Source organism: Cohnella sp. GCM10012308 (genome assembly GCF_042649185.1).
GTDB lineage: Bacteria > Bacillota > Bacilli > Paenibacillales > Paenibacillaceae > Cohnella.
On sequence record NZ_JBHRYU010000002.1, the window covers coordinates 394,477 to 417,853 of the forward strand.

Here is a 23,377-nt window from a genome sequence, read left to right on the forward strand (position 1 = left end):
GTTATGCGGGTTTTCCGTGCAACTCCGACTCGGGCGGCGGTTTCTGCGGGAGTTACGCGGTTTTACCGTGTAACTCCGCCCCCGGATCGCGGTTTGTGCGAGAGTTACGCGGTTTTTCCGTGTAACTCCGCTCTCGGGTGGCGGTTTGTGCAAGATTCATGCGGTTCTTCCGTGCAACTCCGCTCTCGGTTGACGGTTTCTGCTAGAATTACACGTTTTTACAGTGCAACGCGCTCCCCGGTTCACTCCCCAGTAAGGAAAGCCGCGGAACATCGGCATCGAGCTTTTTATTTGACCTTCGCCGCGCCCGCGCCGAGCAGGCGCTCGACGGCGGCCGTCAGCGCGGCCGACGGCAGGACGCGGTAAGAATCGTTCAGAGCCAGCGACTTGCGCTCTCGTTCGTAGAACAGCACGGTCTGCAGCGGCCCTTTGTGCTTGGCAAGCAATGCCTGCAGATCCTTGAGCACGGACGGCGCCTCGTGTCCGCCGTCGATCCGGACGTAGAAGCGCTGAGCGGCAGCTCCCGCTTCGCCGCTACCCGACCGGCCCGCGCCGCCGGTTCGCGCCTTGTCCGGGGGCGGCGCCGGCTTGACGACGGACGTCGACCGGCGCGCGCCCTCCGTTGCGGCCGGCTTGGCCTCGGCGCGGTCCGGGCGGCGACCGGCGTCGGCGGCCGGACCCGGCCTGCCGCCGCGATATCCGCCGGAGCCGCCTCTGCGCATGCGGGCCGCTTCGCGCTTCAGCGTGTCCGCCGCCAGCGGCACGATCTCGTCCGCCAGCAGCTTGAAGTCCTCGTCGCCCTGCTGGAGCTTGGCCCTCACCAGCAGGAGGGCGCCTTTTCCCGCGAAGGCGGACGCGGACTTCCAGACGGACGGGAACACGACGAGCTCCGCGCCCATGATCCGGTCCTCCAGCTCCAGGAAAGCCATCGCCTGACCGCTCTTGGCCACGATCGGCTTGAGCGAGACGACCATGCCCGCCGTCACGACCTGCGAGCCGTCCTCGGCCTCGACCAGATCTGCGAGCCGGTCCAAGCCCGCTTCCTCCCACAGCCCGTCGAATGCGTCGAGCGGATGGCCGGACAAGTACAGTCCGAGCAGTTCCCGCTCGAGCTCCAACGTCTGGCTCTGCGTATACGGAGCGACCTCCGGCAGGTCCACCTCCCAGTTCGGCGCGTCGCCGAGGTCGAACAGTTCGAGCTGCAGCTCTTCCTTTTCCTTGCGCCAGATCGCCGCGGCCTCGACGGACTCGTCGAGCGCCGCAAGCAACTGCGCCCGATGGCCGGGCAGCGCGTCGAGCGCGCCGCACAGCAGGAGCGACTCGAGCACGCGTTTGTTGCAGGCGCGCGGATCGACGCGCCTGCACAGATCGGACAGGCTCTCGAACGGCCTGTCGGTCCGCTCCTTCATGATGCTCTCGATCGCCTGGGTGCCGACGTTCTTGACGGCGGCGAGCCCGAAGCGGATGGCATTGAACGCGCGCGCGGGATCGTCGGACGAGGCGATTGCATGCCGGGCAGCGTCTAGCTCGGCCGCTGCAGCCGTGCGTACGGGAGTGAAAAGCACCCGGCTCTCGTTCACGTCCGGCGGCAGCACGGGAATGCCCATGCGCCTGCATTCGTCGACGTATTCCGCCGTTTTGCGCTGGTTGCCAATGATCGAGGTGAGCATGGAAGCCATGAACGGAACCGGATAGTGCGCCTTAAGGTACGCCGTCTGGAAGGCGAGTACGCCGTAAGCGGCGGCGTGAGCGCGCGGGAAGCCGTAGTCCGCAAACCGCAGGATCATGTCGTAGACCCGGTTCGCTTCTTCGTCCGTATATCCCTGCCCCAGGCTTCCCGTCACGAAGTGCGCGCGCTGCTCGTCGAGAATCTCCCGTTTCTTTTTGCCGACCGCCCGTCGCAGCAGATCCGCCTCGCCAAGCGAGAACCCGGCCATCCGGGACGCGATCTGCATGATCTGCTCCTGGTAGACGATGATGCCGTAAGTGTCCCGCAGGATCGGCTCGAGATCCGGATGCGGATATTCGGCAGCGATCTCGCCGTGCATCGTCTTGATAAACTGCGGGATGAAGTCCATAGGTCCGGGCCGGTACAGCGCCACGACGGACACGATGTCCTCGAACGACTTGGGCTTCATGTCGCGCAGCACCCGCCGCACGCCGGCGGACTCCATCTGGAAGACGCCCGTCGTATCGCCGCGTCCGAGCAGCTCGTACGTCGCCGGGTCGTCGTACGGAATATCCTCCCACCGCAGCGCCTTGCCCGTCGAATCGAGTACGCTCTGCATCGCGCGCTCGATGATCGACAAATTACGCAGGCCGAGAAAATCCATCTTGAGCAGGCCGACCGCCTCTAGATGCTCCATCGAATACTGCGTCAGCGGCACGCCCTCCGCCCCCTCTTGCAGGGGGACGTAATCTGTGAGCGGCTCGGAGGAGATCACGACGCCTGCAGCGTGCGTCGACGCGTGGCGGGGCATGCCCTCCGCGCGCCGCGCCATCGCGATCAGGTCCGCGATCGGTCCTTCCTTCTCCGTCAAGGCACGGAAGTCGGGGTTGTCCCTGGCGGCGCGGTCGATGGACATGCCGGGCATGCCTGGAATGAGCTTGGCGGCCCGATCCACGTCGCCGTAAGGCAGGTTGAGGACGCGGCCTACGTCGCGCACCGCCGCGCGCGCTGCAAGCGTGCCGAACGTAATGATCTGCGCGACGTGGCCGCTGCCGTACTTGGCCGCGACGTAGCGGATGACCTCGTCCCGCCGCTCGTCGCTGAAGTCGATATCGATATCGGGCATGCTCACGCGCTCCGGGTTCAGGAAGCGCTCGAACAGCAGCTTGTGCTTGAGCGGATCGACGTCCGTGATGCGCAAGCTGTAAGCGACGATGCTGCCGGCCGAAGAGCCGCGCCCGGGGCCAACGGCGATGCCCTGCTCGCGCGCGAAGCGAATAAAGTCCCAGACGATCAGAAAGTAATCGCTGAAGCCCATCCGGGCGATGACGTCGAGCTCGTAGCGCAAGCGCGCTTCGGCCTCGTCGACGGGAGCTCCCGCGCCGTCATACCGCATTCGCAGACCTGCAAGACACAGCTCCGCCAGGTAGGTCTCCGCCGTCATCCCTTCGGGAATCGGCGAGAACTTCGGCAGGATATGCGTCCCGAGATCGATCTCCAGCTCGCAGCGCTCCGCGATCACCGACGTGTTGGTCACCGCCTCGGGCCTGTGGCGGAACAGGGCGGACATCTCATCCCCGGTCTTCATGTAAAGCTGCGACGTCCCGATCCGGAACCGGTCCTGGTCGTCCACCGTCTTGCCGGTGCCGATGCAGATGAGCACGTCCTGCAGGACGTGATCTTCCTCGTTCAAATAGTGAGAGTCGTTGGTTGCGGCGAGCGGGATGCCCAGCTCGTCCGCCAGCTTGAGCACGCCTGCCGTAATGCGCTTCTGGTCGGTCAGGCCGTGGTCCTGAATCTCGAGGAAATAGTCCTCGCCGAACAGCTGCCGGTAGCGCAGCGCCGTCTCCCGCGCCTCGGCTTCCCGTCCCTGAAGCAGATGCTGGGACAGCTCGCTGCTCATGCAGCCGCTCAGGCAGACAAGCCCCTCGGCGTGCCGCGACAGCGCTTCGAAGTCGATGCGCGGACGGTAGTGAAAGCCTTCGAGGTGGCCGATCGAGCTTAGCTTCATGAGATTGCGGTAGCCGGCCGCGTTTTTGGCGAGCAGCGTCAGATGGTAGATCGGCTGGTCGCGGCGCGAGGCCTTCTCCAGCCGCGATCCGGCTGCGACGTACGCCTCCATGCCGATGATCGGCTTGATCCCCCGCTCGCGGCAAGCCTTGTAAAAAGGAATCGCTCCGTACATGACGCCGTGATCGGTCAGCGCCAGCGCCTTCATGCCGAGCGCCGCCGCCCGCGCCGTCATGTCCTTGATGCGCGAAGCCCCGTCCAGCAGACTGTATTCGCTATGGTTATGAAGATGGACGAATCCGCACATCGCCATGCCTCCCCGTGTTCCCGTTTTTGTTCCCATTAATCGAATTGTATCATATCGGCGCGGGCACGTCCCATACATATAAGTATAGGAGGGGATGGACATGAACCGCGTATACGCGCATGCGGTGCTCGATTTCTGTATCGCCTTCGGCGTGGTGCTCGGCGGAGCGATGCTGGCAGGCATGGCGGCGCTGTTCCTCTGGCGTCCGCCGGCCGAGACGGTGCTCGAGATCGCGAGCCGAATCAAGATCTGGGCGGTCGTCGTCGCCGTCGGGGGCTCGATCGATCCGATCCGCGTCATCGAAGCCAACGTAATGGAAGGGTACCTGTCGCCGGCCGTCCAACAGATCGGCTATATCGTCTGCGCCTTCCTCGGCGCCCATCTGGCGACGGAACTGGTGCAATGGATGTGCAGGAATGCGGGGTGAGTCGTTTGAGAGTACCCGTTTTTGCGAAATACGGGCGAGGGATGCAAGCCGCGGCCTTTTTTCTGTGCGGAATGATCGTGGGGGCGGCGGTCTACAGCGCGATCGTGCTCGATCAGACGAACAGGATCGTCTTGAACAATTACGAGCTCAAGGAGCAGGCGGAGCTGGCCGAGCAGCAGGCGCGGCAAAAGGAAAAGCCGGAAGCCGGCGAAACGATCATCTCGAACATAGTCCTGTACGTAAACGAGGCGCCCGGCAGGGAGCCGCTCGACGCCGTCACGGAAAGCGCGCTCAAGGAGAGGCTCATGACAAGCCTGAAGCGCAGCTTCATGGGGAGGAAAATCTACGATATCGGCTCCGACGCCGCGCTTGCCCGCAGCCTGCTTGACGGCGCCGTATACCCGGACATCGAAAAAAAAGATTACGCCGTGCATATTCGCACGGCGCTGGCGGCGGACGGACGGCTGACGATATGGGCGGAAGCCGCGCCGCTGCTCAGACGTTGAGCGCCGGCGCCATTCATTGGGCATAGGACATAGGGAATATGGTACAATGAGGGACAATTCGCCTATTTGAAGGAGCTGCCCCTTTGTCCAATCTCGAAGCGCTTATGTCCTGGATCTTCGGCATCGCCATCCTCGTCTCGCTGGTTCTGTCCGTCAGCTTCAGCTTCCGCTCGCGGCGCAGCGCCGATCCGACGCAGCGCGGCCTGATGGCCGCCCGCATGAACATCTGCCTCGGCATCATGCTGATCGCGCTGGCGCTGCTGCAGATGTTCATTTACAGCGGCTCGACGCTCCGCGTCATCGTCGGTGCCGTCTTCCTCGTGCTCGGTATCTTTAACCTGTTCGCCGGCATGCGCAATCACGCTTTCTTCATGAAGCGTCGATCGTCTGCGCAGTGATCATCGCCTTGGCCATGATCTCCCCGTCCGCGAGCGCGGCGGTGACCTCCAGCTTGAGATAGCGCCGGCTCGCCTCGATCAGATGCGGCCGGATCAAGAGCTGCGCGTCGATCGAAATCGTCCTCAGATAATACACCGTCATATTCTCGACGATATGCTCGTGCCGGCCGAGCTCCGCCGCCGTCCTGGCGACGGCTTGCTGCATGAGCATGGTCAGCACGCCCTCGGACAGCGTGCCGAGCGCCCCCGACATCTGGGGCGTCACGAGGCCCGTGAACGCCTGGCGGCCTTCGGTGTCGCGCACTTCGGCGAAGCCCGCCCAGACGAGCGCGTCGAACGTCTCGCCCAGCTGCTCGGGCCGGTTGGCGAACTGCATCGCCCGCAGCAGCTCCGCCCGGCTTACGGCCCCCGCGAGCTTGCGCTGGCGGTCGACGACGGGCAGCAGCTCGATGCCCTCGGACACCATCCGGTGCGCCGCCGACGCGATCGGCGTATTCATCGTGACCGTCATCGGCCTGCGCGTCATGAGCTTGTCCACCGATTGATCCGCGGCCCGGCCGACGACGTCCTTGGACGTCACCATGCCGACGACGCGGTTCCACTCGTCAACGACCGGGAAACGCGAGTAGCCCGTCTCCGCGCTCGTCTTGAGGAAGTCGGCCACCGTCGCGGATTGCTTGAGCGAGCCGACCTTCGCCGTCGGCTCGACCAAATCCGCAATCATCATAATCTTGCGCTTGATGAGCCGGTCGTACATCGCCCGGTTGATCATCGACGCGACCGTGAACGTATCATGCTTGCAGGTCAGAATCGGGAGCTGGCGGTCGTCCGCCAGCTCCTTCACGTCTTCGCTCGTCCCGAAGCCCCCCGTGACGAGCACGCCGGACCCGTGCTCCAGCGCGATGCGGTGCGCGCCTTCGCGGTTGCCTACGATGAGCAGGCTTCCCGCGTCGATATAACCCGTCATCTCGTCCAGCTCCATCGCGCCGATGACCAGCTTGTGCAGCGTCTTGTCGAGACCCTCGCCGCCGCCGAGCAAGCTGCCCTGCACGATCTCCAGCACCTCGGCGAAAGTAAGCTGCTCGGGATGGCTGCGCCGCTTCCGGCCGACCCGGACCGTCCCGATCCGCTCCTTCGTGCTGACATACCCTGCCAGTCCCGCTTCCTTAAGCGCCCTGTAAGCCGTACCCTCCGATACTTCCCTGTCCTTTGCCATCTGCCGCACGGAAATGCGCGTGCCGATCGGCAGGTCTCTTATGTATTCGAGCAGCTGCTCGTGCTTGGTTAATTCTTCTCCGGCATTATCGTTGCCCGCCATTTTCGACGCCTCTCTTTATCGATTCGTATCGAACGCAGTGGGCAAAATCGGGAAAACGATTTAAAGTATAAACATGCACTGCCCTCGTCCTCAATGTAGCATAGCGAATGCAGCCTAGTCGAGCCGCGCTTAAAAAGGAGAACGTCATCCATGCAAGATCTCGTATCGTTTGCCCGGCAAGACCTGCTCGTCTCCATTCCGCAAGCTTTTACGCTTATGTGGCTCTCGTTCGCGGTGCTCGGACTAAGGCCCGCGGGCCGTTGGAGGCGTATTTTCACTGTCGCGGCGATCAATTCCGTCTACACGGATCTCCTGTTCCCCGTTCTCCCGACGCCTGTCCACCTGCTGAATTCCGCGATCGCTACGACCTTGCTGCTTTTCGGGCTGTTCAAGGATATCGGCGTCAAAAAAAAGCTGCTGCTCCTCTTGCTCTCTTATGTTTTCAGCGCGCTTTGCGACTTGTCCGTGTTCTACCTGCATGGAGTCGTATACGGCAATTCAGACGCGCTTTCCATTGCGGACAACTTTTGGGAGTTAATCGTATGCCTGTATCCCGCGCTTCTCGTCCAATGGGCGATCGCGGCCGCCATCGGACCGCGCGCGGTCAGGTGGTTCGCGGGACTCCGCGCAGCAGGCGGCTACATTCGACGCAACGGGCTGATTCGCGTGCTCGTCTGCCTGCTCCTGCAGCTGCTTGCCGGCGCCACCTCGTTATTTTCACGCATCGCGCCGGGCGCCTACGAGCAATACGCCGTTTTCGATTATCTGTTTTATGCCACTGTGCTCCTCACCTTGCCTACGATTTATTATGTGGTTCGTCTGATCGATCGCACGCGCAAGGACACGGTACTGTCCACCCAGGAGCACTATATCGAACAGATCAGCGGCATGTTCACGTCGATCAGAGGGCAGCGCCACGACTATCTCAACCATATCCAGGTCATGTATACGATGCTTAAACTCGGCAAGATCGACGAGCTAAAAGCTTTTATGTCGGACATCGTAAAGGAGACGCACGAGGTCGGCGACATCGTCCATCACGATATCCCCGCCGTCGCCGCGCTGCTCAAAGCAAAGACGGCCGTCGCACTCGGCCTCGGGATCGACTTTTCCAGCGAATTCGCCGGCCGGTGGGATCCGCAATCGCCGGTCAAGATCATCGACATCGTGAAGATCGCAGGCAATCTGATCGACAATGCCTTCGACGAGGTCGTCAAAATGCCGGCCGGCCAGCGCCGCGTCGATGCGAGCTTCGGGCTTTACGACGGGTATCTGGAGCTGACCGTGTCCAATCCCGGCCCGCCGATCAGCGAAGCGGCCCGCGCGCGTTTGTTCGAGCCAGGTTTTTCGACCAAGCCGGGAGGCAATCGGGGGCTCGGGCTCCCGATCGTACAGGAGCGCGTCGCTCATTACGCAGGGACGCTAACGGTGCGTTCGGACGAGCAGCGCGGTACCGTGTTCCAGGTCCGTCTGCCGCAAAAAACCGCTCAGTTATCCTGAGCGGCTCGATCCTTGCAGATATGCGGTCGCGCACGCATGGCTCATGCGTCTTAGAACAGCAGCAGCCAGCATATGGAGAATAAGACGACATAGCTGGCGACGGACATGAGCACCGCGGCGAAGTTGTCCTTGCGGTCCACCTCGTGCAGCTCCAGCGCATGAATGACCAAGGTCAGCAGGCTAAGCAGCAACAGCCCGCCCGTCAGCGCGAGCGACAACTTGACCGACAGGAACGCCGCCAGCGCGGAGACGAGATAGCCCGCCCCGAACATCAGCTGCGAGCTTCCTTGATACGTGACGATCTCGATCCAGGAACGCTTGCGCCGGCCCAGCCGATTCCCTACGGCGGACAGGGATGCCGTTACGGCAAGCAAGGACAGCAATCCGAGCAGCAGCAGCTTGAATGCCAGCCCCGAGCTGAAGAGGCGGCTCACGAAGAGGACCGAGAAAAACGACATCGCATGCTCGATCCGGTTCTGAACCGCCAGCACCCAGACAAAAAATCCCGCGACGGACACCATAGCTCCGATCAAGCCAAGCGGCAGATCCTCTGCGCCGCGCAGCGCGAGCGCAGCCGACGGATTGCGCAGCAAGGCCAGCAACAGCCGCGGGTTCGCGGAAAAACGCTCCCGGCTCATTTTCGACAACCTCCCCGACATTCGACGCTCCAAAAACGTACTATTCCCCTCTTTCGACGCCGATCGCCAAATACCTTCCAATCTAGTTCCTACTTAGGAATAACTACGGCTGGCGTTGCTTATGGAGGCTTGGAAGTTCCCAGGTAAAAACAAATCGGGTAGGCCTGGCTTATGGAGGCTTGGGAGTTCCTAAGCAGAAACAACTTCGGCCGGTTTTGCGTAAGAAGGCTTGGATGTTCCTAAGCAGGAACAAGTCCAGCTGGCGTTGCGTATGAGGCGCCTCGGTGTTCCTAAGCAGGAACAATTCCGGCCGGTTTTGCGGTATGGAGGCATGGATGTCCCTAAGTAGGAACAACCTCGGCCAGTTATGCGCATGGTGCTCCTAGGTGTTCCTAAGTAGTAACCCAATTACGAGTTTGCAAAGCGCCTGCGGAATGGCAAGGACGGCCCACCATCCGAAGCAAAAAAGCGCTGGGCAGCGCCTCTTGCCCGAGCTAACCGCCAACAAAAAAAGAGGCTCTCCGCAGAGCCCCTTCATTAGTCCTCATGACCTCGCTACAGCCGGGACAAGGCTATTTCAGGACAGCCTCTCCCTACGCCTTTGCCAAGCTTCGTCCTGCGGCCGCTGCAGATCGGGCCAGCATCCGCTTCGCCTCATGCCTGCAGCTGCTTCAGCTGGAAGAACTCGCCGCCTTTCGCCATCAGCTCGTCATAGGTGCCGATCTCGGCGACTTGTCCGCGCTTCATGACGACGATGCGGTCGGCGTCCCGGATCGTGGACAACCGGTGCGCCACGATAAACGTCGTACGGTTTTGAATCAGCTTTTGCATCGCCTGCTGGACGTAGTACTCGGATTCGTTGTCGAGCGCCGAGGTCGCTTCGTCCAAAAGGATGATTTTCGGATCGCGTACGAGCGCGCGCGCGATAGCGATCCGCTGGCGCTGGCCGCCCGACAGCTTGCCGCCATGCTCGCCGACCGCCGTGTCGAGACCCTCCGGCAGCTGCGCGATAACGTCCTGAAGATAGGTCATCCGGATGACCTCCTCAAGCCGTTCCTCGCTGACCGATGGGAGTCCGTACGTGATGTTTTCGCGGATCGACCCGGAGAACAGCACCGTGCTCTGATGGACGACCGCGATGCGGGACCTGTAGGACGTCATATCGAGCTCGTCCATCGGCACGCCGTCGATCGCGACTTCGCCGAAAGTAGGCTTGCTGAAGCCGATCGCCAGGTTAAGCACGGTCGACTTGCCGGCGCCCGAAGCGCCGACGAGCGCGATGCATTCGCCGGCCTTCACCTGCAGATCGAAGCCGTTCAGCACGTGCCGATCCGAGTTCGGATAGCCGAAGTTCACGTTTCTAAAATCGAAATCGCCCTTAACTTCTTCCAGCTTGCGGTGTCCGCGATACTCCTCCGTGTCCTGCGAGAGCAAAATCTCAGTGACGGAATAGATCGACTCGAAGCCTTTGGCGATGTTCGGATAGATGTTGATCAGCTGCGTGATCGCGCCGAGAATCATGGCGAAGTACGATTGGTACAGCACGATGTCGCCCACCTGGATCTCTCCGCGGAACGCGAGCAGCACGGTAAACGCCAGACAGAGCACCTGAAACGTCTGGAACGTCACCCAGGCGGCCGAACCGAAGTAAGCTTCCACGATATCGAGCTTGTACCCTTTGGAACGCAGCTTGCTGAGCGTGTTGTCGATCTTGTTGATCTCCGTCTGCTGCAGTCCGTGCGCACGCGTGACGGGCATCATGCCGACCATTTCCGACACCTGTCCCGACATCGACTCGATCTGCTTGCGGAAGTCGCTGTTCGTGCGCTGGATTTTTTTGCGGAAAAAAGTCACCATCGCAACGCCCGCCGGAATCGTCAGCACGAAAAACAGCATGACCGTCCAGCTCTTCCCTGCCGTGATGACGACCGCCACGACGACGCTGACGATCGCGGGCAGCACCGACAGCATCATTTGCCGCGACAAAAACTCGATCGCTTCGACGTCGCGAAGCACCTTCGACTGCAGCCTGCCCGCGGCCAGCTCGCCGTGCGCGGACATCGACAGCCGCTGCAGCTTGCGGACGAGCGTGCTCCGCAGACTGGCTTCGACATAGCGGATCGCTTTGCTCATATAGCTGATATGAAGCACCTGAGTAGGTACGTTTTGTACGATAACGACGAACAGAATGCCGATATTCCACCAAAGCGAGCTCGTGCTGTACTTATCCGGTTTGGTCGCCATGTTGATCAGGTTAGCGGTGATGATCGGGAGCACGTAGACCGGAGAGTGCTTGATCAGGAAGTAGAATGCCGACCATAGCAGCTTGACCCAGTGGTCTTTATATAGTAGATACAGTATTCTCGAAGGACGGCGATCCGTCAACGCTTCGTTTTCGAACAGATGCTCCAGTCCGTACGAGGTCGGCTCCGACTTCGGGACGGCGGCGGTATTCATCGCGAACACTCCTTTGAACAAGCTGTTAACGCGTGTTCACAGAATTATTAACTTCCTCATTTTCAAGCATTCGGATCGATATGTAAACCTGGACAAACCGATAAAAACAAGCCCTAAGCGTACAATTGGAGTCCTCATACGTCTTGAAGCCCTTATAAGTACATGATTGCATCCGATTAAGCGGAATTGAAGCGATTTCCCTCGAAAATCGACAAGAAGAGCGCTCAGCCGATTCCGAGCGCCCGCAGCATGAGAAGCAAATTGTTGACGTATAATGAAGGCGCGAACCGCTGCGTCACGTAATGCCTGCCGATCGTTCTCATCTGCTCTCTGAACGGCGCGTCGCGGAGCAGGGCTTCGCCCAGGTCGGCCGCGATGCCGATGCCGTGCTGCGGATACAGCATGCCGGTCAGGCTATGTTCGATGAACGCTCTTACGCCGTCAGAATCCGCCGCAACGACGGGACAGCGGCAGAGCATCGCCTCGCCAACCGCGTAGCCGAATCCCTCCGCGATGGAGGTCGAGGCGAGAAAGCCGCCCGAATCGCCTATGATAGACAAATAATCGGACATGACGAGGTTCGGGACGTTGTAATGACGAACGACGCGATCAGCGAGTCCGAGCGCGCTCAGCTGATCCGCGAACGCCGCTTCTTCTTCAGGCTGGTTCAGCGTCGGATCTTCGAACATCCACAGATGCACGTCATGTCCCCGCCTGATCAACTCGGCACCGATTTGCAAATACGCTCGCCAGTTTTTATTGGGCTCGATCCGTCCGATCCAGCCGATGATCGGATTCGGATGAATCGGGACCTGATGGTAGCCGAACCGCTCCGTGTCGAGCAAATTGTCGAAAGAAAATTGCGTAAGGTCGCTGAACATGCCCTGGAACAGCTCGTGCAGATGCGAGGTTCGCGGATACAGGACGGCGCTCGCGAAGCTGCGAAGAAACGGCGCGGCTCCTAGCAGCGTCTCGCGCGCTTGCTCCTTGGAGCCGAGGCCCTGCGTTTCGTAAATGAGCGGCTTTGCGAACCCCAGGCTGCGGAAGCGTCCCAACGTCAGCGCGTCGGTGGAAACGAATACCGCGTCGTAACCACCGTATACCAGCAGATGCTTGATCTCGGAGTCATCGTTCGTAATAATTGTAGGAATGCCCGTCGTGTTGTTGCCCAGCCCCTCGCCTCTCCAAAAATACAGAAGGTGGCAATCGACGCCATGGCGGCGAAGATAATCGGCCCGCAAGCGATTTAACGTCTCCATGCCGCCGCTCGGCAAATAATAGGCGAATAGAAGCCTCAAGCGCACCGGCCTCCCCGTCGATCGCGAATGTCCATTCTGTCTTAGCGTATTCAGGGCGCGAAAGAATTGTATGGACCGGTGCGGGGAAACTTCGATAAGGTAAAACATTTGCTCAGGTTATAAAATGCCATATTAGATAAAGTAGTGCCCGCAGAAAGCTTTATTGCGAGGCCCCCATTCGCTTTTACTTATCAGTAAAATACGGATCAAAGGTGACATGTGAATGCAACATTGAACGACGCCATTATACTGGCTGATGACAAACATCGAGGACAATTCGATAAAGGCGGAATATTCTTCATCCGTTGAGGGTCATGCAAAGGCCCAATGCGAGGAGGAAAGAATCGTCGCAGTGCTTCATGATGTTGTCGAAGACACTGACGTAACATTAAACGAATTGCGCGTCATGGGATTCGATGAGCGCATCGTTATTGCAGTTGATTATTTGACCAAGAGAGACGGCCTTTCTTTCCTCCGCCTGAAAGCGGTGAAAAGAAGGCCGGTCCGCGTCTGAATCGCTCCGGATCAGATTTTCAGTTTCCCGAGCTTAATCAGCTTAACTACCGCTTGTAAACGATCCTTGATTTTACCGTTTTAATGCTAACTACGACCTGTCTTTCTAGCATGATCTTGAGATATAATTAGTGTAATGTTGAATAAAACGAGGTGAAGCCGATGAAATGGGGAGAGATTGCCCACCTGCATCCGAGTCGTTTTGTTTTAGTGGAAGCGATAAAAGCCAGTTCTAATGACCGCCTGCGACAATTGGAGGATATGGCGGTTATACAGGATTACGACAATCCGCAAGAAGCATGGAGCGGATACAAGCATTTTCACAAGCTGCATCCAACTCGCGAACTTTATGTATTCCATACCAGCCGCAACGATGTAGAGGTAGTTGAAGAGTTCTTTTCAGGCGTGCGTCACCACTTATGAAGATACATCTCCAGCATGGATTGCCGATTGTATCTTTGATCCTAACTCACAACAACCAATCTATTATTTTACAGAATGTCCTATTCGATACTGGCTGTGCAGCAACGGTATTTGATACCGATGCGCTTGCTCAGATTGGCATTTACATTGATTTTATCAATGGCAAAGCTAAGCGAATGTATGGAGTAGGAGGAACAAGCGAAATTTGCTATGTATGAATTGCTCTATGCACGAAATGGGTATAGGAATCTTAAAAACGCATGGTTACAATTAAACACAAGAGAAATGCAGGATGTGTTTCAAAACATATTACATTCGAAATGTGGTTTCGAAACGTCTTCTCGCCAATGAACAGCTGTCGGGCAATGTTGCGGGTCGTCTTGTCCTGTACCAATAGTACGAACGCTTTGCGTTCCCGATTGATCGCAGCGCGATACATTACGATGCCCTCGGCAAACCAAAAACCTTCTTTCCTCCGCCTGAAAGCGGTGAAAAGAAGGCCGGTCCGCGTCCGGATCGCTCCGGATCAGATTTTCAATTCCCCGAGCTTAATCAGCTCAACGACCGCTTGTGAACGACCCTTGACGTTCAGCTTTTGCATGACGTTCGAAATGTGGTTTCGAACCGTCTTCTCGCTAATGAACAGCTGTTGGGCAATGTCACGGGTCGTCTTGTCCTGTACCAATAGCTCGAACACTTCGCGTTCCCGATTGGTAAGAAGGAATTTGTTCTTGTGGTCGTTGCTTCTCAACGTATGTCACCCCTCCTTGCCCGGGATTCAGATGCTTGCAGGGTGAAGGGTACAGTCGATCTATCATATGAGGAGCGCCATTGGCTGGTGCGGTCAGTGCGTAAATTGGGCGCAAAAACTTGAGATTGATTTAAGTCCATGCAAACAGCCTGTCGCAACAATCGCGACAGGCTGTTTAATGTCCTTTTATCGGTTAGATGCTACACTACGGCCGGGAAACGTTGTTCATATGCGGGTGACGGGCGTTCATGCCGAATGCAGGGCCGCCGTTGACGCCGCCGATTGCGCTGTTGCCGTGGACGCCGTAGCCTTCTACATTGCCGGCGGCTGCGCCGTTGTCGGCCGCCCGGTTGCCATCTTCGGCCGTCGGGAAGATCCGGTTCACGACCGCGTTGAACTCCGTGAGGAGTCCCTGGATCGGATGCCCTTGTCGCACTTGCTCTGCGTAGCCGCGCATTCGATCGCCCCATTCTGGATTGGACGACACGTACACATGGTCCGTGGCCGGAGAGATCGTTTTGACTTCGTCGGCGATCTCGCCCTTCAGCTTGCTCGTGAGCTCGTGGTCTCCGTGTCCCTCGGACATGATCGCGACGTAAGCATTGCGATCGGAGCGGACGACGTAGGCCGATTGCACGTCGGACCGCGCGGCGAGTTTATCCGCGATCTTCTGGTCCATCTCCAGATGGCTGTTGCCATGAAGGCCGACCACATTGTTGTTCATACGCTGCGTGCCATGCATGCGGTTCATCTCGTTGCGTCCGTCGTCGGCGAACCGATCGCCTATGCTCTGTGATCTGATATTTGAGTTGCCGACCTCGCCTTGCTTGCTCCCGCATCCCGCCATCGTCAACGACGCCGTCAATACGAGCGCGGCCGCGGTTGCTTTTTGCCACATAAGCCCGACTCCCCTTTGTATTCGATATGGTTGAAATGCTGGATCAGACGGTGTTGCGCCAATTGTTAGAATGGCCAACGGGAGTAGGCGCTATGCGCTTTTTTCCACCCGTTAAGGCAACTTGCGCGAATCGTCGGTCTCGGCGGAACGGCGAATGCCGCGGATAACCGATGACAGCGTTCCAGCTGAAGGCGGCTCAAGCGTCGGCTAAGCTTCCCCCCGTGAACGAATGACGAACAGCGACAAAGCGGTTCACAGCACGGTCAGGGAAACGGTGACGCCGCAGGCGCGCAGAATTTGTTCGGTAAACTCGAAGACGAAGCGGTAGGCTTCCAAGGATAATTCCGCAGGGGTGAGCTTAAAAAAATGTTTCCCCTTTAAGGCGCAATAAAAAGCAGCCCGCCCTCAGGTGAGGACGGACTGCTTTTTCGTTTCATGGCTTGAGCATGACATCCATATAGTCGATTTCCGCAGAATTCGCACCCTTGGTAAACCGGATTTTATTGTGTCCCGCCGTCAAGGTTTTCTCGATTGCGGTCGTCCCCCAGTTCCCCCAATCGGAATATACAATGTTGACCGCCTGACTCGTTCCCCCGTTGACGGTCATATTGTAGGTCGCGATCGGTTGGCCGCTCGTTCCGTTGGCCGTTCTTGCCAATAGAATATAGGAACCGGCCGAGGCGACGGTGACGTCGAACTCCACGTAGCTGTTCGCATTAACGTTATTCGCAACCTTTTTGCGGCCCGAGGCCGTATCGTCCTGAACGCTTTTCGCCCCGTTCCCGAGCGCCGCCTCTTCGGCTTCGTATCTCATTCTCTCGGGCTCTCCCGAAGGCGTCCGGATCGGAAAGTTCGGCGAGAACGGAACGCCGAGGTTAGGCGTGTTGTCCGCGTTCCAGGTAAAAGGCTGCGCCCTTACGTTTCTCGTCCAGCCCGAGCCGGACCACCGTGCGGCGTGATAAACCAGCCAATCCTCGGTGCCGTCGGGCGACTTGGTGAAGCTATTGTGCCCCGGGCCCATGACGCCGCTCCCGCTGTTAAAGATCGACACGCTGCTCTTCGTCCAGGATGCCGCGGACAACAGATTGGACGAAGTGCTGGCCGTCAGCAGCCCCAAGTTGTAATTGTTGCTCCAGCTGCCGTCCGCCGAATATACGAGATTCACCTTATTCCCTTTGACGATCGGCTGCGGCGCTTCGTTTACATAAGGAAACTGAGTCTTCTCCCAACCGTAAGTGGGCGACGATAGTAATATTTTGGCGCTGGACAACGTGTAAGGATTGCTCATCGAAGCCACATAGATGTTCTGGCGATTCTGATACGGAGAATCCCATCCCGACCAGAACCAATAGAGCTGCCCCGCCAGATTCAGCACGGTGCCGTCGATCGCCCACAAATCCGTCGCGTCGGTTATTTTACCTTTATCGGTAAACGTCCCTTGGAACGGATCGGCGTTCGTATTCTCCAGCACGAACATACGATGGTTAAGATCCTTGTCATCGGCGCAGGTCGTCGCCGAATAATAGACATACCAGGCATTGTTCAAAAAATGAATTTCCGGCGCCCAGATCGACCGGCAGTTCGCCGCGTTCGGATTGTTGGCCGGCGGGGTCCAGATGACCTTTTTCTCGCCGGCTTCGATATCCGACAGCGCCTTGGATCTCCAGATCGTCACATTGTTGCCCGTCGTCTGGGTGTAATAATAGTAGCCGTCGGTATGTTTGTACATCCACGCATCGGCGCCATCCTGAGCGATCACGTTATGAAAATCGGATCGGGCAAGCTGCGGCGAACGCACCTCTACTTCCGATAGTTCCACAAGGCTGCTCTGGCCGCCTCCCGGAAACTTCAAGCGCAAATACCTTCCCGAGGCGTTCAAGGTATAAGTATACTTCGATGAATCGTAGCTCTGACCCTCGACCGGTACGTTCGTCGCGCTTAGAACGCTCGTCCAGGTCGTCTTATCGTTGCTCACCTCGAAAACGATGTTGGACGGCACGGTATATGCAGAGCCATACGGATGTTCCCGGAAGTACAAAGCCACATCCTGTATGGAAGTCTGTCTTCCCAGATCTACCTCCCAAAATGCGTTTGCCGCCCCCGTTGCGGTGGAGGCCCATGCGTTCTCCGCCGTTCTGCGGGAGTGCGTGCCGTCGTTCGCCTTCGCGGCCGGGTACATCGCCGAATATTCCGACGAAGCCGTCGCTTTTCTCTTGAATGCGGCATTCTGCGTCTGCCGCTCATGCTGAGGCAGCTTGCGGTTATAGATGCCGACCTCCGACAATTGCACCAGCGTACTCTGGCCGCCGTCCTCGAACAGCAAGCGGACATACCTGCCTAGCCCGTTTACGGAATAGGAATACGTAACGGACCCGTAGGACTGCCCGTTCACAGGAACGTTAGCGGATCTGGCCAGCAGCGTCGTCCAATTCGTATTGTCGTCGCTGGTCTGGATCGTAATCGTCTTTGGCGCCATATAGGCCGTATTCGCGGTAAATTCCCGGAATTTCACCTCGATGGTTTTGAACTTTTCCTGCTGTCCCAGATCGATCTTCCACCAACTGTTCAGATTCGTACCCGAGGCGGTGGACCACGCATTGTTCGGACTGGCGGTTCCGTGACTGTTCAGACCGTCATTCGCCTTGCCGGCAGCATAGGTTGCGTCAAATACCGAGGTGGCGGAAGCCGTCTTTCCGATCGCCAGATTAACGGCTGCCGGCGCCGCTTTTTCCTGAGCGATCTCTACCTCCGACAGCTCGATCAGCGAGTTTTGCCCGCCAGTCGGAAATTTCAGCTGCACGTATCTGGCTTCCGCCTGGAACGGATAGAGATACACTTCGGAAGCGTACGCCGAATTTTCCGGCGGGACATTCGTAGACTGATTCACGACCGTCGTCCAGTTGACGTTATCGTTGCTTATTTGCACCGTTACCGCGTTCGGAACCATGTATGCTTTCTTCTCGAATTCGCGATACTTGACGCGCACGCCCTCCATCTTCTGCTTTTTGCCCAGGTCCAGCTTCCACCAGGAATTCAGAGCGCCGCCGCTGGCGGTAGCCCATGCATTCTCTACAGTGTCGTTGCTGTTAATGCCGTCCACGGCTTTATTGGCCGCGTAGACCGCGCTGAACTGCGACGACGCGGTAGCGGTTTTCTTAAATCCCGGATTGGACACGATCGTGTCCCAGTATTTTTTGGCGCGCGCAAATTCTGTCGCGTCGTTCTTGTAGGCATCTGGATTCCACATCCAGTTCGCCATCGAGATCGCGTAGATTTTGTGCGGCGTCGTCGGCCTGAAAATATTTTCGAGGACGCCCTCGGACGTGTTCCGCGGCATATCGTTCCATACGTAGCTGCCCGGCAATGTCAGCGATTGCGCCGGAGGAACCATCGTTTTCGTCTTGAACGGCACTCTTTGATCCGTAAAGTAATAATTGTCGATCTCCCACTTCGGAACGTCCGGATCGGCAAAATTTAATCTGGTATCCGCCAGTTCATAGTCATTGTGCCAATAGAACGGAATTTTAAAAGGATTGCTCGTATAATTTCTCCAAGTGGATACGTGAGCCGGCGTTAATTCCGTCGAGAAAACATTATAACCGGTCCAAGCCGCCCCGATCTCCGGGATCAGTCCGTTCGTGAACGTATTCAAGTAAGTGCCGATATCGGACTCGGTCAGATTATACTTCTCAGGTGTCGTCAACAAGTAGAATCCCTCTTGGCCTGACAGGCTCTTTTGGATCTTATTGGCCAAATCGCGATGCTTTGCCGGATCCGGTGAGCCCTGATCGTCAAAAGCCAGCATGATCTTGGAAGCGCCTTCGTCCAATGACAATTTAAACAGGTCAAGCAGCTTGCCGAACTCTGCATCGGTCGGCATCCCGCCCGAATAGCCGGGATTCACCTCCTGCATGAACTGGATGATGCCTTTATCCCTTTCATAATTGCTGAATTCCTTGACCGCATTCACGTAGTCGGCGTTCGGATTTCTCCAGCCGTTCTCCAACAGATGGCTGTAGCACAAGCTGAAGACGTTGACCTTGAGCAAAGGAAGCATATGCATCCAGTCGCTGGCGTCCGAATAAGAAAATTCGCCTTCATTGTTCGGATGGAACTTTGTATTGATATCCTTGAAGATCCGCATATCCAAATCCGGATAGTCCCGGACCGATATGACCCGCAGCCGGGTTAAGGCGCCGCTCGAATCTACCACCTGGGCGAGGCTCGTCGAACCGTAATAGGCGCCGATCGCCTCGTAACCGGTGACCAGCACGATATGCCGGTTGCCGGCCAGCTCCCGCTCGATGGCGTAGCCCTCCTTTTGATCGGGAACGTCAATCGCGTGGCTGCCGTTAACGGCATTCGTACTTTTCGTTCCGATGGCGATGACCACCGAATAGGCCGAATTGGACTGATCGTCGTAGAGAATCGGGATTTGCTGTCCGTTTTTGCGGGCAATGACGCTTTGCAGCAAGTTTGCGCCTTCCTGTTCCGCCGCCGAAGCTTCCCTGCCGATCACGATCGCCGCTTTATAGGAGGTGCCGTCATGCAACGTCAGAAACTCGTCCGTATAGCTGACCTGCTGCGGCGTCGGAACGATCTTATCGATATCCGCGATCGTCGCATTGGCGCGTTCAGATGGACCAATAAAAAATCCGGGTGCCGCAATAGCTAGCGCAATCACCATTTTTAGCAGATGCGTCAGATAGCGTTTCATGAGACGGCCTCCTCTATTATTCTTTAAGCGAGCCCAGCATGGCGCCTTTGACAAAATATCTTTGCAGGAACGGGTAGACGATCAGAATCGGAACCGTGGCGAAAATAATAATGCCTGCGCTCATCATTTCCGGCGTCACGGGCATATTGAGTTCGAACTGAACCTCCCCCATAAAGTTGTTCAGCCCTTTCTTGGCGACCAGGTTTTGCAGCAGCACCTGTAAAGGGTAGAGTGTCTTGTCCCTGATGAACACAAGCGCCGAAAAATAAGTGTTCCATTGATAGACGGCATGGAATAGACCGATGGTGGCGATTACGGCCGTCGACAAGGGCAGCACGACACGGAAATAGATGCCCGCCTCGCCGCAGCCGTCCATCTTCGCCGCATCGAACAATTCGCCGGAAACGTTCCGGAAAAAAGTTCGCATGATGATCACGTAAAATGCGCTTGTCGCTCCCGGTATCATCAATGACCAAAGCGTATCGAGCATATGAAGCGATTTGACTAGCAGAAAACCCGGAATAAGCGGCGCGGGCAAAATAAAAGTAAGCACGATGAGCCGCATGATCCATGTACGGCCGGGCATGGTCGTTCTGGATAACGAATATGCGATCATGGACGTGAGCGCCAAGGTGATCAACGTACCGATGACGGTGATGTAGACGCTGACGCCCATCGCCCTCCACATCTCGTCCATCGAAATTATTTTTTTGTAAACGGCAAACTGCAATCCTTTCGGCCAGAAATAGACCAGCTTAGCCTGCGCATAAAGCGGGGAACTGAGGGAAACCGAAAGAATGTGTATTAACGGCGCCAGCATAATCAGGCTTAGCACGGTCAAAATGGCGATCAAAAACGATTGGAAGGCTGCTGGTTTACGCACGACTCCACCTCCGATGTTAGTAAAGGCTCTCTCCGGTTGTTTTACGACTGACCGCATTCAAACCGAATACAAGTACGATGCCGACCACGGCTTTAAATAAGGCAATCGCCGTCGTATAGCTGTACTGGCCGCCTACCAAACCGAAAGTATAAACATACGTATCGAACACCTCTCCCACGTCTCTCACGAGCGGATTGAGGAAAATCAGCACCTGCTCTACGTTCGCGTCCAAAATATGTCCGATCGAGAGAAGCAGCACGACAACCATCGTCGGCATCAAGAAGGGCAGCGTAATGCTCCGCATCTGCCTCCACCTGCCGGCGCCGTCGACCATGGCGGCTTCGTAGAGATTCGGATTGATGCCGGATAACGCCGCCAGATAGAGAATGGTGCCCCAACCGACTTCTTTCCAGATCCCGGTGGATATGAGCACGGCCATAAATGTGCTTTCTTGCGTCACGTAGTCGACCTTTGCCAAGCCCATTTTACTGGCTACCGTATTTATAATGCCTTCGTAGGAGAGCAGATTGATGAAGATGGAACCGACGATCACCCAGGATAAAAAATGCGGCATGTAGACGACGGTTTGGACGACTCTTTTGAACGCCATCGATCTCAATTCGTTCAGCAGCAGCGCTAAAACGATCGGTGCAGGGAAGCCGAACAGCAGCGAATAGAGGCCGAGTTTCACGGAATTGCGGAACACTTCATAAAAATCTTCGAATCCGAACATCCGCTCGAATTGAGCAAAGCCCACCCACGGGCTGTGTAAAATGCCTTTGAAGATGTTATAGTCCTGAAAGGCAATGACATTGCCAAGCAGCGGAACGTATTTGAACAGTAAAAAATAGAGCAATCCGGGCAAAGCGAACAAAATAAGAACGCTTTTGTCGCGTAACGCCAATCGCCTTTTCATAACATCACCTGCCGGTTCCTGTGGATGGTCGTCCGCGAACCGCGCTGCATGCATGAGGCATGCAGCGCAATCCGTAATGAACGTTATTTATGGAACGAATCGTACCACTGGGTCGCTTCTTCGATGGCTTTATCTCCGCCGCGTTTATGCCAATCCGCAACGAATTTGTCGAAGGCGTCGATCGGTTGATTTCCCGTCATGATCTTGGAGAACATCTCGACGAACATCGTTCCCCATGTCGAAATTTCCGGGTTGTTCTGGAAGGTGACCAGCGGCGGCATATACAGGCTGTCGTGCGGGAACGCGATATCCGCAGAGAGCTTATAGCCCTCGATAATCTTTTCCGATTCCGGCAACGTCTTCAATACCAGATCGTTGTTGAATCCGATCTCGCGGGGATTGATGGACAGCTGGAACATTTGAAATGCGTTTTTGTCCGCGTTAACGGGAGAAGAAACGTCATATTTGATTGCTCCGCCTTCTTCGGTATAGTTGGAGCCCTCGATCCCGTAAGCGAAAAACTTGTCGGCTTCCGGCGCGCTCCATGCCCAATCGAGATACTTGATGATTTCTTCGGGATTTTTAACCGTTTCAGGAATGACCCATACGAAATAAATGCCGTCGGACACGGCCCCCAAGCCTCTTTCGCCTCCATGCCCGGCAGGCGGAGCAATCATCGATATCTTGACCTTGTCAGGCTCGTTGACGAATTTCTTCGGCGCGTTGGCAGCGCTGAAGTCCGGCGTATATTGATAGACGGCGGCAGCGAAGCTTCCCGACTTGCCGTTATAAATATCCGCGCGGAAGTCCGCTTCCTTCTTCGTGAACAAATCGCGATTGACGTACCCTTTCTCGTAAAGCATCTTATAGAACGCGATGGCTTCCTTCATCTTGGGGCTGATCATATCCGGTACCAGCTTGCCGTCCTGCAAGTGCCATGTTCCGGGATCGACGCCGAACGTGCCGAAGAACATCGAGCTCCAGCCTACGCCTTCGAACATCGTATAGCCGTACTCGTCGTTCGGATCGCCGTTTCCGTTCACGTCCTGAACCTTAACCTGCTCGAAATAGTTGAGCCAATCGTCTATCGTTTCCGGTTGCTTCAGACCCAGCTTGTCGAGCCAATCCTGGCGTATAAATCCGATTCTGTCGTTTGCCGTTCCGACAAGCACCGGAATGCCGTAAATTTTTCCGTCCTTTTGAACGCGCGGGCTGTTCCATGCGGTTTCGGGTATCCGTTTTTTAAGGTTTGGGCCGTACTGATCGATCAAGGGCCCTAATTCTTTGAAGATTCCCTGCTGAACCGCATCCTTGTGAATGGTCGAATCGATGCTGGGCGTCCGGACCAAATCCGCCAGATCGCCGGAAGCGAAACGCAAGGAGAGTTGTTGATCGTAATCGGAATGTCCCAAAAAATCGAAGCTGAGATTATAACCCGACAGCTTATTTAATTCTTTAATATAGGGATCGTCTGCTTTTACCGTTTTGGCATACTCCGCTTCTGCATGGGAAAGAAGTACTTTAATCGATTTATTGCCGGAATCCGCATTTTTGGATCCGCTTTCATTTTTACCTTCGGCACTTGATTTTCCTTCACGATTAGGACTGCTCCCGCTTCCTTTGTTCTCCTGGCCGGAACACGCCGACAGCATGAGCGCGAGCGCGATGACGGAGACCCAGATTTTTTTCATTCGTGATACCCCTCTCGTCTAGTGTCGTTCATGATTTATGTTTGCAAGGCGGCCATC

General features: G+C 56.9%; 17 protein-coding genes. 5 read left to right on the plus strand and 12 right to left on the minus strand.

The genetic code is table 11. The features are described from left to right. Positions 1-287: 287 nt before the first annotated feature. The gene (locus ACFOTD_RS04940; RefSeq protein ID WP_378116308.1) at positions 288-3,986 is read right to left on the minus strand and encodes a DNA polymerase III subunit alpha; all 3,699 of its coding nucleotides are present in this window, start codon (positions 3,984-3,986) and stop codon (positions 288-290) included. 100 nt (positions 3,987-4,086) lie between these two features. Here ACFOTD_RS04940 and ACFOTD_RS04945 point away from each other — a divergent pair, with 100 nt between their 5' ends. The 3 genes from ACFOTD_RS04945 (at position 4,087) to ACFOTD_RS04955 (ending at position 5,317) form a co-directional block, all read left to right on the plus strand. Continuing rightward, positions 4,087-4,413, plus strand: a complete 327-nt coding sequence (locus tag ACFOTD_RS04945) for a YtrH family sporulation protein (protein WP_378116310.1) — start codon at positions 4,087-4,089, stop codon at positions 4,411-4,413. Continuing rightward, complete coding sequence (locus tag ACFOTD_RS04950; RefSeq protein ID WP_378116312.1) at positions 4,410-4,919, plus strand: sporulation membrane protein YtrI; 510 nt, start codon at positions 4,410-4,412, stop codon at positions 4,917-4,919. The genes ACFOTD_RS04945 and ACFOTD_RS04950 overlap by 4 nt, the downstream gene beginning before the upstream one ends. An 83-nt stretch (positions 4,920-5,002) precedes the next feature. Further along, positions 5,003-5,317: a YtpI family protein gene (locus tag ACFOTD_RS04955; RefSeq protein WP_378116314.1), complete on the plus strand. Its 315-nt coding sequence runs from the start codon at positions 5,003-5,005 to the stop codon at positions 5,315-5,317. Here the strand turns inward: ACFOTD_RS04955 and ACFOTD_RS04960 are convergent. After that, positions 5,289-6,635, minus strand: coding sequence for a DRTGG domain-containing protein (locus tag ACFOTD_RS04960; protein WP_378116316.1), 1,347 nt, complete (start codon positions 6,633-6,635; stop codon positions 5,289-5,291). The genes ACFOTD_RS04955 and ACFOTD_RS04960 overlap by 29 nt on opposite strands. Positions 6,636-6,785: 150 nt before the next feature. Between ACFOTD_RS04960 and ACFOTD_RS04965 the strand changes: the two genes are divergently transcribed. Further along, positions 6,786-8,135, plus strand: a complete 1,350-nt coding sequence (locus tag ACFOTD_RS04965; RefSeq protein ID WP_378116318.1) for a sensor histidine kinase — start codon at positions 6,786-6,788, stop codon at positions 8,133-8,135. 50 nt (positions 8,136-8,185) lie between these two features. Here the strand turns inward: ACFOTD_RS04965 and ACFOTD_RS04970 are convergent, their stop codons facing one another. From ACFOTD_RS04970 to ACFOTD_RS04980, 3 genes are all read right to left on the minus strand, one after another. Beyond that, positions 8,186-8,773 (minus strand): hypothetical protein, encoded by a 588-nt coding sequence (locus tag ACFOTD_RS04970; protein ID WP_378116320.1) that lies wholly within the window; start codon positions 8,771-8,773, stop codon positions 8,186-8,188. Between the two features lie 654 nt (positions 8,774-9,427). Next, positions 9,428-11,230 carry an ABC transporter ATP-binding protein gene (locus tag ACFOTD_RS04975; protein WP_378116322.1) on the minus strand — a complete coding sequence of 601 codons (1,803 nt, stop codon included), beginning with the start codon at positions 11,228-11,230 and terminating at the stop codon, positions 9,428-9,430. Positions 11,231-11,454: 224 nt separating this feature from the next. Further along, positions 11,455-12,528, minus strand: a complete 1,074-nt coding sequence (locus ACFOTD_RS04980; RefSeq protein ID WP_378116324.1) for a glycosyltransferase family 4 protein — start codon at positions 12,526-12,528, stop codon at positions 11,455-11,457. A 675-nt stretch (positions 12,529-13,203) separates the two neighbouring features. Here ACFOTD_RS04980 and ACFOTD_RS04985 point away from each other — a divergent pair. Then, a complete protein-coding gene (locus ACFOTD_RS04985) occupies positions 13,204-13,464 on the plus strand; it encodes a hypothetical protein (protein ID WP_378116326.1) in 261 nt (86 codons plus the stop codon). A 250-nt stretch (positions 13,465-13,714) separates the two neighbouring features. Here the strand turns inward: ACFOTD_RS04985 and ACFOTD_RS04990 are convergent, their stop codons facing one another. The 7 genes from ACFOTD_RS04990 to ACFOTD_RS05020 form a co-directional block, all read right to left on the minus strand. Then, a complete protein-coding gene (locus tag ACFOTD_RS04990) occupies positions 13,715-13,903 on the minus strand; it encodes a LuxR C-terminal-related transcriptional regulator (RefSeq protein WP_378116328.1) in 189 nt (62 codons plus the stop codon). A gap of 87 nt (positions 13,904-13,990) precedes the next feature. Further along, the gene (locus ACFOTD_RS04995) at positions 13,991-14,215 is read right to left on the minus strand and encodes a helix-turn-helix domain-containing protein (protein WP_378116330.1); all 225 of its coding nucleotides are present in this window, start codon (positions 14,213-14,215) and stop codon (positions 13,991-13,993) included. A gap of 205 nt (positions 14,216-14,420) precedes the next feature. Next, entirely contained in the window at positions 14,421-15,113 is a 693-nt protein-coding gene (locus tag ACFOTD_RS05000) for a YhcN/YlaJ family sporulation lipoprotein (RefSeq protein ID WP_378116331.1), read from the minus strand. A gap of 433 nt (positions 15,114-15,546) precedes the next feature. Then, on the minus strand, positions 15,547-19,830 hold the full coding sequence (locus ACFOTD_RS05005; protein ID WP_378116333.1) for a family 43 glycosylhydrolase: 4,284 nt from the start codon (positions 19,828-19,830) through the stop codon (positions 15,547-15,549). Between the two features lie 16 nt (positions 19,831-19,846). Continuing rightward, positions 19,847-20,713 (minus strand): carbohydrate ABC transporter permease, encoded by an 867-nt coding sequence (locus ACFOTD_RS05010; protein ID WP_378116335.1) that lies wholly within the window; start codon positions 20,711-20,713, stop codon positions 19,847-19,849. 16 nt (positions 20,714-20,729) lie between these two features. After that, a complete protein-coding gene (locus tag ACFOTD_RS05015) occupies positions 20,730-21,629 on the minus strand; it encodes an ABC transporter permease (protein ID WP_378116337.1) in 900 nt (299 codons plus the stop codon). An 83-nt stretch (positions 21,630-21,712) separates the two neighbouring features. Continuing rightward, positions 21,713-23,320, minus strand: coding sequence for an extracellular solute-binding protein (locus tag ACFOTD_RS05020; protein WP_378116339.1), 1,608 nt, complete (start codon positions 23,318-23,320; stop codon positions 21,713-21,715). Positions 23,321-23,377: the final 57 nt, after the last annotated feature.